We start from the raw sequence: 14,238 nt of genomic DNA, 5'->3' as shown, positions 1-14,238 counted from the left end.
GGTTACAAAGGTTTTGTGTCCAACCCAATTCCCTGTGGAAGCAGGCCAGCTCCCACAGTATCCGGTGGGTTACAAAGGATTTGCGTCCAACCCATTTCCCTATGGGTTACATAGGATTTGTGTCTACCTCATTTCCCTGTGGGAGCTGGCTTGCCAGCGATGACGTCCGTCAGGACACTGCAGCCCTCAATCCTCGCTCGTATCCTTGATCAGATGCGCCGCCAGCGTCCTTAGCGGCCCCAGTTGCCGGCAGATCAACGCCAGTTGTGTCTGAACCAGCCGTTGGCCTTCATCGATCTCATCGGGCATCTGCTCAAGCGTATTGGCCAGCGCTTCTTCCTCGTCACTCTGAATGGCAATCGCCGCTTTACTGGCAAGCCCCTGGGCGATTTCGTCGATGCTGGCGGCCAGCTTCACGCCGGCGCCTTCGATCAACTGCTCGCGAACATCCGGTGGCAGTTGGGTTTCCCGGTGTGCGCCCAGTCCAGACAGGTAACTGAGCAATGTGTGCGAGAGCACCAGGAAGCGGAAGCCAACATCGGCCTCCTTACGGAAATGCCCCGGCTCCATCAGCATGTTCGCCAGCGTGGTCGACAGCGCCGCGTCAGCGTTGTGCGCGTTGCGCCGGGCCAGGCGATACGCCAGGTCGTCGCTCTTGCCAGCGGCGTATTGCTGCATGATCTGGCGCAGATAAATGCTGTTGCAGGTCAGGGTATTGGCCAGCACCTTGTTCAGGCGTCGACCCTGCCAGTCCGGCAGGAACAGCAGCACCGCGAGCCCGGCGATCAGCCCGCCGAGCAGGGTGTCGAGCAGCCGAGGCAGAAACAATCCGTAGCCGTCGCCCACCTGGTTGAAACAGAACAGCACCATCAAGGTAATCGCCGCCGTCGCTGCGGTGTAGCGGGTGGTGCGGTTGGTAAAGAACACCACCCCGGCGGCAATCGCGAAGCACGACTGGATCAACGGATTGGGGAACAGGTCGAACAGTGCCCAGGCCAGGGTCAGGCCGATGGCGGTGCCGATGATCCGTTGACCGAGTTTGCGCCGGGTCGCGCCGTAGTTCGGCTGACAGACAAAGAGCGTGGTCAGGATAATCCAGTAGCCCTGGGACGGGTGGATCAAATGCACCATCGCGTAGCCGACGCTCAGGGCCAGGGGCAAACGCAGGGCGTGGCGGAACAGCAGGGACGTCGGTGTCAGCTGCGTGCGCAGGCGTACCCAGACATCCTTGAGGTTGCGTGGCGAACGGTCGAGCAGGCTGCTATCGGTGGCGTCGGCCAGGGCGTCGGGGTTGCTGGCGTCGCTGAGCAAACGGTCAAGGGTGGCGAGGTTGGCCGCCAGTGCCCGCAACGAGCGCAGCAAACCGCGCCAGGCCGGGTTGCTCTGGATGCGCAGGTGTTCGAGGGAGGCGTGCAGGTCGCTCAGGGCTTCGGCGAAGCTTGCGTCATAGATGAACGGCTGGCGCATCTGGATCGATTCGGCCAGCGCCCGGCAGGCCTTGCCCTGCTGACGCAGCAGGCGTTGGCAGCGGAACAGCACGTCACTGTGGAAAAACGCCTCGGCCAGTGCGTTATACGGGTAGTGCGAGGAGCTGGCGCGTTCGTGGATGTCCTGGGCGAGAAAGTACAGCTTCAAGTAACGGCTGACTTTCGAGCCCGGCCGACCGTTGCCGACCCGATGCAGGATGATTTCCTTGGCGGCGTTCAGCGCGGCGACCACGCGACCGTTTTGCTGGGCCAGTTCCAGGCGCCGTGCTTCCACGTCCAACTGGCGGATCGGCTCGAACAGCGATGACTTCAACTTCAGGTAAAAACCCAATTCACGGAACAACCGCGCCAGGCTTTGTTGCACCGGCTGATTGGAAAACAGCGCCTGCCACAACACCGACAGAAAACCGTACCAGGCCGCACCGGCCACCAGTAGCACGGGTTCGTGCCAGAAATCGGTGACCGCGCCGCCGCGCTGGTCGACGCCGATCATGGTGTAGACCGAGAGAATCAGCGTCGCCGAGGCAATCGCGCCATAGCGTTCGCCCAGGGCACCGAGCATCGTCAGGCAGAACGCAGCCAGGGCGAAGGCAATGATGAAAATGATGGGGTAGGGGAACAGCAATTCAACCGACAGCGCGGCGACCAGGAAACACACCAGCGTCACCGCCAGTGCGTTGAGTCGACCTTGCCAGCTGTCGTCGGTCTCGGCCAGGGCACTGGCGATAATCCCCAGGAACAGCGGGATCAGCAGCCCCATTTCATCCTGATACCAACACAGCGCCATGGTGCCGGTCAGGGCGATGAACACCCGCACGCTGTAACTGAATTTATCCAGCGCCCAAAGGCGCCGCAAAGACTGACGAAACGAGGTCGATGACATGAAGTGCGAGGGCCTTCCGAGGCGATGACGCTAAATTGAGCCAGTAATGACGCCGACGCAATGGCGCCGATCACATCTGACAGCAAAATCTGTTCCTTTGAGATCCTGTGCCGACCGCGATCTTTGAGATTGACATACAACCCTGCGGGCGCTGGCTTGCCAGCGATAGCGACCTGACAGTCAACAAAGACGTTGGATGTACCGGCCTCATCACTGGCAAGCCAGTTCCCACAGGGATTGTATTTACATTGGTCAGACGTACTGCGCAGCAGCGTAACCGGAGGCCCAGGCCCACTGGAAGTTGAAACCGCCCAGGTGCCCGGTTACGTCGAGCACTTCGCCGATGAAGTACAGGCCTGGGCTTTTCAGCGATTCCATGGTCTTGGACGAGACCTCGTTGGTATCGACGCCACCCAGGGTCACTTCGGCGGTGCGGTAGCCTTCGGTGCCGGCCGGCACGATTTTCCAGCACGCCAGTTTTTCGGCGATGGCAGCCATTTCAGCGTGGGTGTACTGCTTCATCGGTTTGGAGACGAACCAGTTGTCCGCCAATAGGTTGGCCATCTTCTTGGTGAAGATTTCACCGAGCAGGGTTTTCAGCTCGCTGTTGGGGCGTTCGGCTTGTTGCTGTTGCAGCCAGGACGGCACGTCATGGTCGGGCATCAGGTTGATCTCGACCGTGTCGCCGGGCTCCCAGAACGAAGAAATCTGCAGAATCGCCGGGCCGCTCAAGCCACGGTGAGTGAACAGGATGTTCTCGCGGAAGCTCTGGTCATTGCAGCTCACCAGGCAATCGACCGAAGTGCCGGACAGCTCGGTGCACAGTTCCTTGAGCTGATCGGTAATGGTGAACGGCACCAGCCCGGCGCGGGTTGGCAGCAATTCGTGGCCGAACTGCCTGGCCACCTGATAGCCGAAACCGGTGGCGCCCAGGGTCGGAATCGACAGGCCGCCGGTGGCGATCACCAGGGATTCACAGGTGACCTGGCCCAACGTGGTGTCCAGCAGGTAGCCCTTTTCGAGCCTCTCGATGGTCTGGATCGAGGTGTCCAGGTGCAGGCTGACGCCGACCTGATCGCACTCGTTGAGCAGCATTTCGAGGATGTCGCTGGATTTGTTATCGCAGAACAACTGGCCGAGCTTTTTCTCGTGGTACGGCACGCCGTGCTTGGCGACCATGCCGATGAAATCCCACTGGGTGTAGCGGGCCAGGGCGGATTTGCAAAAATGCGCGTTCTGCGAAAGGAAATTGCCGGGTTCTGTGTACATGTTGGTGAAATTGCAGCGCCCGCCGCCCGACATCAGGATTTTCTTGCCGGCCTTGTTCGCGTGGTCGAGCAACAGCACCTTGCGCCCGCGCCCGGCGGCGGTCAGCGCGCACATCAACCCTGCGGCGCCAGCGCCAATGATCACGACTTCGGTAGAGCGCAAAACGGTGTCCTCTAAATGTGTCACCACAAAACCAACCTGTGGGAGCGAGCCTGCTCGCGATGGGCGTCAACGATTACGCGGGCTGCCAGATCGCCAGCGGTGCTCAATCGTCCATCGCGAGCAGGCTCGCTCCCACAGGGAGAGCGATTCGTTGTTACAAAATACGCACGCGCAGCGAACGGCCCTTGATCTTGCCGTCGTTCAGGCGTTGCAGGGCTTGCTTGGCGATGCCGCGTTCAACCGCCACATAGGCCTGGAAATCGAAAATCGCAATCTTGCCCACCTGAGCGCCGGGAATACCGGCATCGCCGGTCAGTGCGCCGAGAATGTCGCCCGGGCGTACCTTGTCCTTGCGGCCGGCGCCGATGCACAGGGTGCTCATCTGTGGCAGCAGCGGACCGCCGCCCTGGGACGTGAGGTTGTCCACCTGATCCCAGGTTAACGGCGATTTTTGCAACTGTTCGATGGCTTGGGCGCGCTGGGCTTCGGACGGCGCCACCAGGCTGATCGCCAGGCCTTTCTCACCGGCGCGACCGGTACGGCCGACGCGGTGGATGTGGATTTCCGAGTCACGGGCCAGCTCGACGTTGATCACCATGTCCAGCGAGTCGATGTCCAGGCCGCGTGCTGCAACGTCGGTGGCGACCAGTACCGAAGTACTGCGGTTGGCGAACATCGCCAGGACCTGATCGCGATCACGCTGTTCCAGATCGCCGTGCAGGCCGACGGCGGAAATGCCTTTGGCGGTCAGGTGATCGACGGTTTCCTGAACCTGCTGCTTGGTGAAGCAGAAGGCTACGCAGGACGCCGGACGGAAGTGGCCCAGCACCTTGGTCACCGCGCTCATGCGCTCTTCCGGGGAGATTTCGTAGAAGCGCTGCTCGATCTGCGTGTCATCGTGGAACGCCTCGGCCTTCACTTGCTGCGGATTGCGCATGAACTTCGAGGCCAATTGCTTGATGCCCACCGGGTAGGTGGCGGAGAACAGCAGGGTCTGGCGACGTTCCGGGGCCTGCATGATGATTTCTTCGATGGAATCGTAGAAACCCATGTCGAGCATGCGGTCGGCTTCGTCGAGGATCAGGGTGTTCAGGCCATGGAGCACCAGCGAACCTTTGCGCAGGTGCTGCTGAATGCGCCCCGGCGTGCCGACGATGATGTGCGCGCCGTGTTCCAGCGAAGCGATCTGCGGGCCGAGGGACACGCCGCCGCACAGGGTCAGGACCTTGATGTTGTCTTCGGCACGGGCCAGGCGACGGATTTCCTTGGCGACCTGGTCGGCCAGCTCGCGCGTCGGGCACAGGATCAGTGCCTGGCAACCGAAGTAGCGCGGATTGATCGGGTTCAGCAGGCCGATACCGAAGGCCGCGGTCTTGCCGCTGCCGGTCTTGGCCTGGGCGATCAGGTCCATCCCCTTGAGGATCACCGGCAAGCTTTGCGCCTGGATCGGCGTCATCTGGGCATAACCGAGGGAGTCGAGGTTAGCCAGCATGGCGGCGGACAGCGGCAAAGTATTAAAAGCGGTGGCGATGGTGGTCACGGGACTGGCCTGCAAAACAAAATGTCGCGCAGTGTACCAGCCCGATGGCCATTCGCCCTAAGGCTCGATGTGTTCTTCCGGACGTTTGACGCGCCGTCCGTCTTCTCTTGAGAGCTGCGAGAAGATCGTCGCGGCCAGCATCGCCATGATGCCGACGGTCACAAAGGTCAGTTGGAACGCGCCGAGCACGGTTTCCACGCCGTCATTTCCGATCTCCGCCGTGAAGCCGCCAAGCAACGCACCGGCGCAGGCCACGCCCAGGCTCAGGGACAATTGCGCGACCACCGACAGCAGGCTGTTGCCGCTGCTGGCACTGGCGTCGTCGAGGTCGATCAGGGTCACGGTGTTCATGGCAGTGAACTGCAAGGAGTTGATCGCACCCAGGACCGCCAGCAGGCACAGCAGCAACCAGTACGGCGTCTGTTCACTGACCAGGCCCATGCTCGCCAGCATGATGCCCAGGGCCAGGGTGTTGCCGGTCAGCACAATGCGGTAGCCCAGACGCTCGATCAGCGGGCGCGCCACCCACTTGGCGATCATCGCGGCAGCCGCCAGCGGCAGCATGCTCATCCCGGCCTGGGACGGTGAGTAGCCCAGCGCCACTTGCAGCAGCAACGGCACCAGAAACGGCAGGGCGCCGCTGCCCAGTCGGGCGAACAGATTGCCGAGAATGCCGACGGCAAAGGTGCGGGTCTTGAACAGTGAAGGCGCGAACAGCGGGTTTTCGATGTGTCCGGCACGTAGCCAGTAGGCCGCCAGGCAAGCCATGCCGCCGAACAGCAGCAACATCACCCGCAGGTGCGGCAGGTGCAGTTCGCCCAGGCCTTCCATGGCGATGGTGATCAGAATCATCGCCGCGCCGAACAGCAGGAAACCCAGGCTGTCGAAACGGGTGCGCTCATTGCCGCGCAGGTCCGGGATGAATTTCCACACGGCATAACAGCCGATCAGCCCCACCGGCAGGTTGATGAGGAAAATCCAGTGCCACGTCAGGTATTGCACCATCCAGCCGCCCATGGTCGGGCCGATCAATGGGCCGAGCAGGCCGGGAATGGTGATGAAACCCATGATTCGCACCAGTTCGGAGCGTGGGTAGGCGCGTAGCACCACCAACCGCCCGACCGGCAACATCAGGGCGCCGCCCAGGCCCTGGATGACCCGGGCGCCGATCAGCAGGGTCAGGCTGGTCGACAGCGCGCACAGCAATGAACCGATGCTGAACAGCAGGATCGCGCCGAAGAAGATTTTCCGGGTGCCGAAGCGATCGGCGATCCAGCCCGAGGCCGGGATCAGCAAGGCGACCGTGAGCATGTAGGCAATGATCACACCCTGCATGCGCAGCGGGTCTTCGGCCAGGTCTGCGGCCATGGCCGGCAGGGCGGTGTTGAGGATCGTCCCGTCGAGGGACTGCATGAAAAAGGCAATGGCGACGACCCACGGCACCCAGCGGGCGGTGACAGCGTCGAGAGGCGGGCGGTTGGGCATGGGACCTCTGAGTCAGAAAGTGCTCGGTCCTTGTGGCGAGGGGGCTTGCCCCCGTTCGGCTGCGAAGCAGTCGTCAATCCAGCGAATGCGGTCTTCCTGATGAAAGTGCGTTTGCCGGTTTTGGGGCCGCTTCGCAGCCCAACGGGGGCAAGCCCCCTCGCCACAGGGTTTTGTGTTTACAGCGTCAAGGTAAGCTTGCTGACCAGCGCCCCCGGCAACAACGCCGAAGCCGTGGCCCGCTGGCTGTAGGTACTGGCCGATAACAGCATCTCGCGTTCCTGGGTCAACGCCTCCAACTGCGAACCGAGCAGGCTGAAGGCGCTGTCGTCGAAACGCATGGTGCTGACCGGTGCCTGAATCTCGCCGTTTTCGACCCAGAACGTCGCAAACCGGGTCATGCCGGTCAGGCGCGCCGCCGGTTGGTCCGAGTAGTTCAGGTACCACAGGTTGCTGATGTACAAGCCGGTGCCCAGCTCCTTGAGGATTTCCGATTCAGGCAACACGCCGCCCTTCATGTTCAAGGCACTGGGTGATTCGCCGCCGCTGGCGCCGTTGGCGGTCAGGCCATATTCGGCGGCACTGCGAGAGCCCACCAATTGCGCCCCGGCCTTGCCCTCGACAATCAACTTGAGATCACTGCGCGGATAGCCTTCGTCGGAGAACGCCGGGCTCAACGAGCCGCTGACCTTTTCGTCCAGCGAGACCAGCGGGCTGAACGCCTGGTCGCCCCCGTAGAGCTTCTGCAGCGGGCTGTTTTTGCTGGCAATCGACTGCGCCGAAAAACCGCCCCAGCAGAGCATGCTCATGATCTCTTCCAATGCGGCTGGCGCAAGATAGGCGCGGTACTGGCCCGGCGCCAAGGTGCGCAAGGGGCGGCCCAGGAACTCAAGCTGCTCGCGGGCCTGCCGGAAGCGCCTGGCGAAGCCTTCGCTGCTCCAGTCGTGCCCGGCGTAGCTGGCTTTCACCGCCTGGCCGTTTTCATGAAACAGGCTGAAATCGAAATTGAAACTGTTGGCCTGATGCCAGCCGAAGGCGCCGGAGGAGCTGGCAAAGCCACGGCTGATGGGACCGGCGGCATAGAAACCGACCAGATCCAGGCCTTGCGCGGCATGAGCGATTTCAGCGACCACTTGCTCGGTGTCCGGCAGCGGATGCTCCTGCACGTTCTTGCTCTGCCAGCTGTTGTAGTTCAGCAACAGATACGGGTCCTGCGGCAGCAGCGGCAAGGTTTCCCGCAGCTGTTGCAGGCCTTCGGACAGACGCTGCAAGTCGACGTCGGGGTCGCCAGCCAGGGTGATGTGCAAATCCGCATGACGACCCTCGTTGATCAATTTCAAACCGATGCTCGCCTGCTGCACCTGACCGGACTGGCGCACCTTGGCGTGGTTGAAACGGACGAAAGCCGACGACTCGGCGGCATAACTGAGGGTGAACTGTTCCGGTTCGCGCAGGGCTTCACGCAAACCGGCGACCAATGCCTTGAACGACTCGGCCTGGGTTTTCGATGGACTCATCAGGCGTCTCCTCCGAACACATCCACATGGCTGAACACACAGGCCGGCGAGGCATGGCCGACGCGGATCACCTGATTCGGTTCGCCTTTGCCGCAGTTGGGGGTGCCGAGCACCTCGAAGGTGCTGGCATCGCCGACAGCGTTGAGGCTCTTCCAGAACTGCGCGGAAATCGCCCGGTAATTCGGGTTTTTCACCACGCCCTTGAGTTCGCCGTTTTCAATCAACTGGCCCCATTCGCAGCCGAACTGGAACTTGTTGCGTGCATCGTCGATGGACCACGAGCGGTTGGTGCTCATCAAGATGCCGTGCTCGATGTTTCCGATAAGTTGTTCCAGCGCTTGATCGCCAGGCTCGATGTTGAGGTTGGCCATGCGGTCGATCGGCGGGCGGTTCCAGCCGCAGGCACGGCTGTTGGCGACACCTTCCATGCCGGCGCGGAATTGCGACAACGCGCCACCCAATGGCCGCAGCAGCAGGCCTTCACGGATCAGGAACTGTTTGCTGGCGGCGCTGCCATCGTCGTCATGGCCGTAACTGGCGAGCTGTTCGGGGATGTCCGGGTCGAAGGTCACGTTGAGCAGCTTCGAGCCGTATTGCAGGCGGCCGAAGTCTTCGGCTTTGACGAAGCTGGTGCCCGCGTAATTGCGTTCGTCACCGAGGATGCGATCCAGCTCCAGCGGGTGGCCGATGGATTCATGGATCTGCAGCATCATCTGGTCAGGCATCAGCAGCAGATCGCGCGGGCCTTGGGGCGTGTTCGGCGCCAGCAGCAATTGCAGCGCCTGGTCGGCGACGGTCGGCCCGGCACCGACAAGGCCGCAACGGCTGATGACGTCGGCGCCACCTTGTTGGCCGAAGTTCTCGCGGCCGAGGCTGCGGGTCTGGCTGTCGTTGCCGTCGTAGGCGGTGACGTCGAGGCCGGGGTAGACGAAGCGTTGAGCCTGACGCAATTCGGCGCCGGCACTGTTGAGGTAGATCTGCTCGACGTGGGTGATGCCGATGCTCACTTGCCAATTCACCAGGCGCTCGTCCTTGGGCACGGCGGCGGACTCGTCGCCGAGCAACTGGTAGCAGTCGCTCAGGGACGGGAACGGCTGGTCGAGGTTCGGCGAAAAGTAATCGGCGCAAGCACTCGACACGGCATGTTCGCGCAGGTCCAGCAAGGCGTGGGGCTTGAGGCGGCGAGCTTGCTGTTCGGCACGTTCGAGGGCGGCTTGCAGGCCCTGTTGCGACAGGTCGTTGGTGGCGGCATAGGCTTCGACACCGTTGACCCGCACCGTCAGCATCGCGCCTTCGTCACGGCTCAGGCTCGGCGGTTCGGCGACGTTCTTTCGCACCGACAGGTACTGACCGGACTCGCGCACATAACGCAGGGAAAAGAATTCAGCGCCCGTGCGCAAGGCAGCAAAACGCTGCTTGAGCTGGGGATGGAAATCGAACATTCGGGAACCTCCTTGGTGTGGAGCATCGATGTTGCGAGGGGAGGGTGAAACGTTTGCGTGGCGCTAGAGTAGGCCCGTGCGGGGGGTGGGATCAAGGTTGGAGCGGTGCGGGAGGGGATTGCTGTGTCTGGCAGGAAAATATGTACTGGTTTGCCCGGCCTCATCGCGGGCAAGCCCGCTCCCACAGGATTCGCGTGATTTCAAAATCGACGCATAACCTTGTGGGAGCGGGCTTGCCCGCGATGGGAGCGGCGCAGTTCTACGCCTTACGCCGTCTGGCCTACTTCACGCAGCGGCTTGCCCTTGACCGGCGCATCGCCGGCCACGTAGTAGGCAGCCTTGCTGCGCGGCAGCGGCTTGCGACCGCGGATTTTGTCGGCGATTTTCTCGGCGATCATGATCGTTGGTGCGTTGAGGTTGCCGGTGGTGATGATCGGCATGATCGAAGCATCGACCACACGCAGGCCCTGCAGGCCATGCACGCGACCTTCGCCATCGACCACGGCCATCTCGTCGGTGCCCATCTTGCACGAGCAGGATGGGTGGAACGCGGTTTCGGCGTGCTCGCGGATGAACTTGTCCAGTTGCTCGTCGGTTTGCACCTCGATGCCGGGGCTGATTTCGCGGCCACGGAAGGCGTCCAGTGCCGGCTGTTGCATGATTTCGCGGGTCAGGCGGATGCCGTCGCGGAATTCCTGCCAGTCCTGCTCGGTGGCCATGTAGTTGAACAGGATGCTCGGGTGCTGGCGTGGGTCCTTGGACTTGGCCTGGATGCGACCACGGCTCGGCGAACGCATGGAGCCCATGTGCGCCTGGAAGCCGTGCTCTTTCACACCGTTGCTGCCGTTGTAGTTAATCGCTACCGGCAGGAAGTGGTACTGGATGTTCGGCCACTCGAATTCCGGACGGGTGCGGATGAAACCACCGGCTTCGAACTGGTTGCTGGCGCCGATGCCGGTGCCGTTGAACAGCCATTCGGCACCAATGGCCGGCTGGTTCCACCACAGCAGCGACGGGTACAGCGAGACCGGTTGGGTGCACGCGTATTGCAGGTACAGCTCCAGGTGGTCCTGCAGGTTTTCACCGACGCCCGGCAGGTCGTGGACCACCGGAATATCGAGCTTTTTCAGCAGTGCGGCCGGGCCGACACCGGAGCGTTGCAGGATCTGCGGCGAGGCGATGGCGCCGGAGCACAGCAGCACTTCCTTGCGCGCCTTGACCTCGACGCGCTCTTCGGCGGCGCCGACCAGGTAACGCACGCCGACCGCACGCTTGCCTTCGAACAGGATCTTGTCGGTCAGGGCGTGGGTGACGATGGTCAGGGTCGAACGCCTCTTGGCGATGTCCAGGTAGCCGCGCGCGGTACTGGCGCGACGACCTTTCGGCGTCACGGTACGGTCCATCGGGCCGAAACCTTCCTGCTGGTAGCCGTTCAAGTCTTCGGTGCGTGGGTAACCGGCCTGCACGCCGGCTTCAACCATGGCGTGGAACAGCGGGTTGTTGCCGGCTTTGGGCGTGGTCACGCTGACCGGGCCGTCGCCACCGTGGTAATCGTTGGGGCCGATGTCGCGGGTTTCGGCTTTGCGGAAATACGGCAGGCAGTCCAGGTAGGTCCAGTCTTCCAGGCCTGGCAGTTTGGCCCAGCCGTCGTAGTCCATGGCGTTGCCGCGGATGTAGCACATGCCGTTGATCAGCGAAGAACCGCCCAGGCCCTTGCCGCGCCCGCACTCCATGCGACGACCGTCCATGTAGGGTTCCGGATCGGTTTCGTAGGCCCAGTTGTAGCGACGGCCTTGCAGCGGGAACGCCAGGGCGGCCGGCATCTGCGTGCGGAAGTCGGAACGGTAGTCCGGGCCGCCCGCTTCGAGCAGCAGGACAGTGACGCCTTCGTCTTCAGTCAGACGGGTCGCCAGGGTGTTACCGGCCGAGCCGGCACCGATGATGATGTAATCGAATTCTTGGGACATTGAATGCACCCTCTTTAGATGTGGTCAGGTCGGACCCAGGCGAGTGCTGCGCACTCGAATCGCTGGCAAGCCAGCTCCCACAAGGATTGGGGGCTGCCACAGATTTGGTGGGCGACACCAAACCTGTGGGAGCTGGCTTGCCAGCGATGACGGCCCGGCAAGCAATACAGGACTCGGGTCTTAGAACACCGAGACGTAATCGCCCAGCTCGACCTGTACCGATTTGATGCGGGTGAAGTTGTTCAGCGAGCTGATGCCGTTCTCACGACCCACACCCGACTGCTTGTAGCCGCCAACCGGCATCTTGGCGTCGGATTCGCCCCAGGCGTTGATCCAGCAGATACCGGCTTCCAGTTGATGAATCACGCGGTGGGCGCGGTTCAGGTCGCGGGTGACGATACCGGCGGCCAGGCCGAAGTCGGTGTCGTTGGCGCGACGGATCACTTCTTCTTCGGTTTCGTAGGTGAGGATCGCCATCACCGGGCCAAAGATTTCTTCACGGACGATGGTCATGTCGTCGGTGCAGTCAGTGAACACGGTCGGCGCGACGAACGCGCCCTTGGCGAATTCGCCGTCGGTCAGACGCTCGCCGCCGCACAGCAGGCGGGCACCTTCTTCCTTGCCCTTGGCGATGTAGCCCAGCACGCTTTCCATGTGGGCGAAGCTGACCAGCGGGCCGAAGTTGGTGTTTTCGTCTTGCGGATTGCCGACGCGAATGCGCGCAACGCGCTCAACGATCTTGGCTTCGAAGGCGGCTTTGAGGTGGCTCGGCACGAATACGCGAGTACCGTTGGTGCAGACCTGACCGGAACTGTAGAAGTTGGCCATCATTGCGGTGTCGGCGGCGCGATCGAGGTCGGCGTCGTCGCAGATGATCAGCGGGGATTTGCCGCCCAGCTCCATGGTCACGTCCTTGAGCGAAGAGCTCGAAGCGCTGGCCATGACTTTCTTGCCGGTGTCGGTGCCGCCGGTGAACGAAACTTTTTCGATGCGCGGGTGCTCGGTCAGCCAGGTGCCGACTTCGCGGCCGCTGCCGGTCAGGACGTTGAATACGCCAGCCGGAACGCCTGCCTCGGTGTAGATCTCGGCCAGTTTCAGGGTCGTCAGGGACGTGACTTCGCTTGGCTTGAAGATCATCGCGTTACCGGCCGCCAGGGCTGGCGCGGATTTCCACAGGGCGATCTGAATCGGGTAGTTCCACGCGCCGATACCGGCCACGACGCCCAGCGGCTCGCGACGGGTGTAGACGAACGAAGTGGTGCGCAGCGGGATCTGCTCGCCTTCGATGGCAGGCACCAGGCCGGCGTAGTACTCCAGCACGTCAGCGCCGGTGACGATGTCGACGTAACGGGTTTCGGAATATGCCTTGCCGGTGTCCAGGGTTTCCAGGGCGGCCAGCTCGTCATTGCGCTCACGCAGGATTTCCACGGCGCGACGCAGGATGCGCGAACGCTCCATCGCGGTCATTGCCGCCCAGATTTTCTGACCCTTTTCAGCGCTGACCACGGCGCGCTCGACGTCTTCCTTGGTTGCGCGCTGTACGGTTGCGAGGACTTCACCGTTAGCCGGGTTGATGGCTTCGAAAGTGGCGTCGCTGCTGGCGTCGGAGTACGCGCCATCGATGTAGAGTTTTTGCAGTTCGAAACGGGCCATATAGTCCTCGCAAGAGCATAAGTGGTTGGCGTTAACCACCGGGCGTGCCGTGGAGCCTTGGCGTCGCTGGTCGGTGGCGGTTCAGGGGTCGAGCGGTTATGTGTGCTCTAACTCACCTGCTTGGCCAATTGGATATCCATGTATTCGTAAGCGATCTGTTGCGCCTGCTCGGTGTCGAAAGCGTCTCCCGACAACGCGCCGCGCAACCACAACCCGTCAATGAGGGCTGCCAGGCCACGGGCGGCGCTGCGCGCTTGATCGAGCGGCAACACACGGCGGAACTGGCAGCACAGGTTGGAATACAGACGGTGATCGTTGATCCGCTGCAACCTGTGCAAAGACGGCTGGTGCATGCTGGTGGCCCAGAAGGCCAGCCAGGTTTTCATTGCCGGGCCATTGACCTGGCTGGCGTCGAAGTTGCCTTCGATGATCACCTGCAGATGTGCCCGGGGGCTGTCATCTGCCAGCGCTTGGCGGCGCAGGGTGACGTTCTCGCTCAGGACGCTCATCAGATACCGCATCGTGGCGGCGATCAGGCCGTTCTTGTCCTGAAAGTAGTGACTGATGATGCCATTCGAGACACCGGCCAAACGGGCGATCAGCGCAATGCTGGCGTCCCCCATACCGACCTGATCGACGGCCTGCAAAGTGGCTTCGATCAACTGCTGGCGGCGGATGGGTTGCATACCGACCTTGGGCATCTTGCACATCTCCTTAGGCCTTCCGGCGGACGAAGAACGACCACCGGGCTGAGGCCAGTCTATTTTGTTTTGATTGAACGTTCAATCAACAAAGAATAAGATCTGCGACAATTCGTCGCTGCTTACAGATTTTTC

Annotated in this window: 9 protein-coding genes; all 9 read right to left on the bottom strand. The window is 62.1% G+C overall.

The features are described 5' to 3' along the window. Positions 1–186: 186 nt before the first annotated feature. The 9 genes from yccS to betI all read right to left on the bottom strand — a co-directional run bounded on the left by yccS (position 187) and on the right by betI (position 14,103). Positions 187–2,370 (bottom strand): YccS family putative transporter, encoded by a 2,184-nt coding sequence (yccS, locus tag ACGJAX_RS04120; RefSeq protein ID WP_090325914.1) that lies wholly within the window; start codon positions 2,368–2,370, stop codon positions 187–189. A gap of 252 nt (positions 2,371–2,622) precedes the next feature. Then, on the bottom strand, positions 2,623–3,801 hold the full coding sequence (locus tag ACGJAX_RS04115; protein ID WP_248916686.1) for an NAD(P)/FAD-dependent oxidoreductase: 1,179 nt from the start codon (positions 3,799–3,801) through the stop codon (positions 2,623–2,625). A 154-nt stretch (positions 3,802–3,955) separates the two neighbouring features. Next, the gene (gene dbpA, locus ACGJAX_RS04110) at positions 3,956–5,293 is read right to left on the bottom strand and encodes an ATP-dependent RNA helicase DbpA (RefSeq protein ID WP_231977978.1); all 1,338 of its coding nucleotides are present in this window, start codon (positions 5,291–5,293) and stop codon (positions 3,956–3,958) included. Positions 5,294–5,398: 105 nt separating this feature from the next. Further along, positions 5,399–6,826, bottom strand: coding sequence for a multidrug transporter subunit MdtD (gene mdtD / locus ACGJAX_RS04105; RefSeq protein ID WP_390957488.1), 1,428 nt, complete (start codon positions 6,824–6,826; stop codon positions 5,399–5,401). A gap of 176 nt (positions 6,827–7,002) precedes the next feature. Next, positions 7,003–8,340, bottom strand: coding sequence for a metallopeptidase TldD-related protein (locus ACGJAX_RS04100; RefSeq protein ID WP_390957485.1), 1,338 nt, complete (start codon positions 8,338–8,340; stop codon positions 7,003–7,005). After that, positions 8,340–9,782, bottom strand: a complete 1,443-nt coding sequence (locus tag ACGJAX_RS04095) for a metallopeptidase TldD-related protein (RefSeq protein WP_390957483.1) — start codon at positions 9,780–9,782, stop codon at positions 8,340–8,342. Before ACGJAX_RS04095 ends, ACGJAX_RS04100 begins: the two co-directional genes overlap by 1 nt. Positions 9,783–10,048: 266 nt before the next feature. Further along, the gene (gene betA, locus ACGJAX_RS04090) at positions 10,049–11,749 is read right to left on the bottom strand and encodes a choline dehydrogenase (RefSeq protein ID WP_390957481.1); all 1,701 of its coding nucleotides are present in this window, start codon (positions 11,747–11,749) and stop codon (positions 10,049–10,051) included. Positions 11,750–11,929: 180 nt separating this feature from the next. Beyond that, entirely contained in the window at positions 11,930–13,402 is a 1,473-nt protein-coding gene (betB, locus tag ACGJAX_RS04085) for a betaine-aldehyde dehydrogenase (protein ID WP_090325899.1), read from the bottom strand. Positions 13,403–13,509: 107 nt separating this feature from the next. Further along, positions 13,510–14,103 carry a transcriptional regulator BetI gene (gene betI, locus ACGJAX_RS04080; RefSeq protein WP_090325896.1) on the bottom strand — a complete coding sequence of 198 codons (594 nt, stop codon included), beginning with the start codon at positions 14,101–14,103 and terminating at the stop codon, positions 13,510–13,512. Positions 14,104–14,238: the final 135 nt, after the last annotated feature.

Origin of the sequence: Pseudomonas moorei, assembly GCF_042846945.1 — a bacterium.
GTDB classification, from domain to species: Bacteria; Pseudomonadota; Gammaproteobacteria; order Pseudomonadales; family Pseudomonadaceae; genus Aquipseudomonas; species Aquipseudomonas moorei.
Note: the sequence above shows the minus strand (reverse complement) of the source record. Positions and strands in the feature narration are given on the sequence as shown.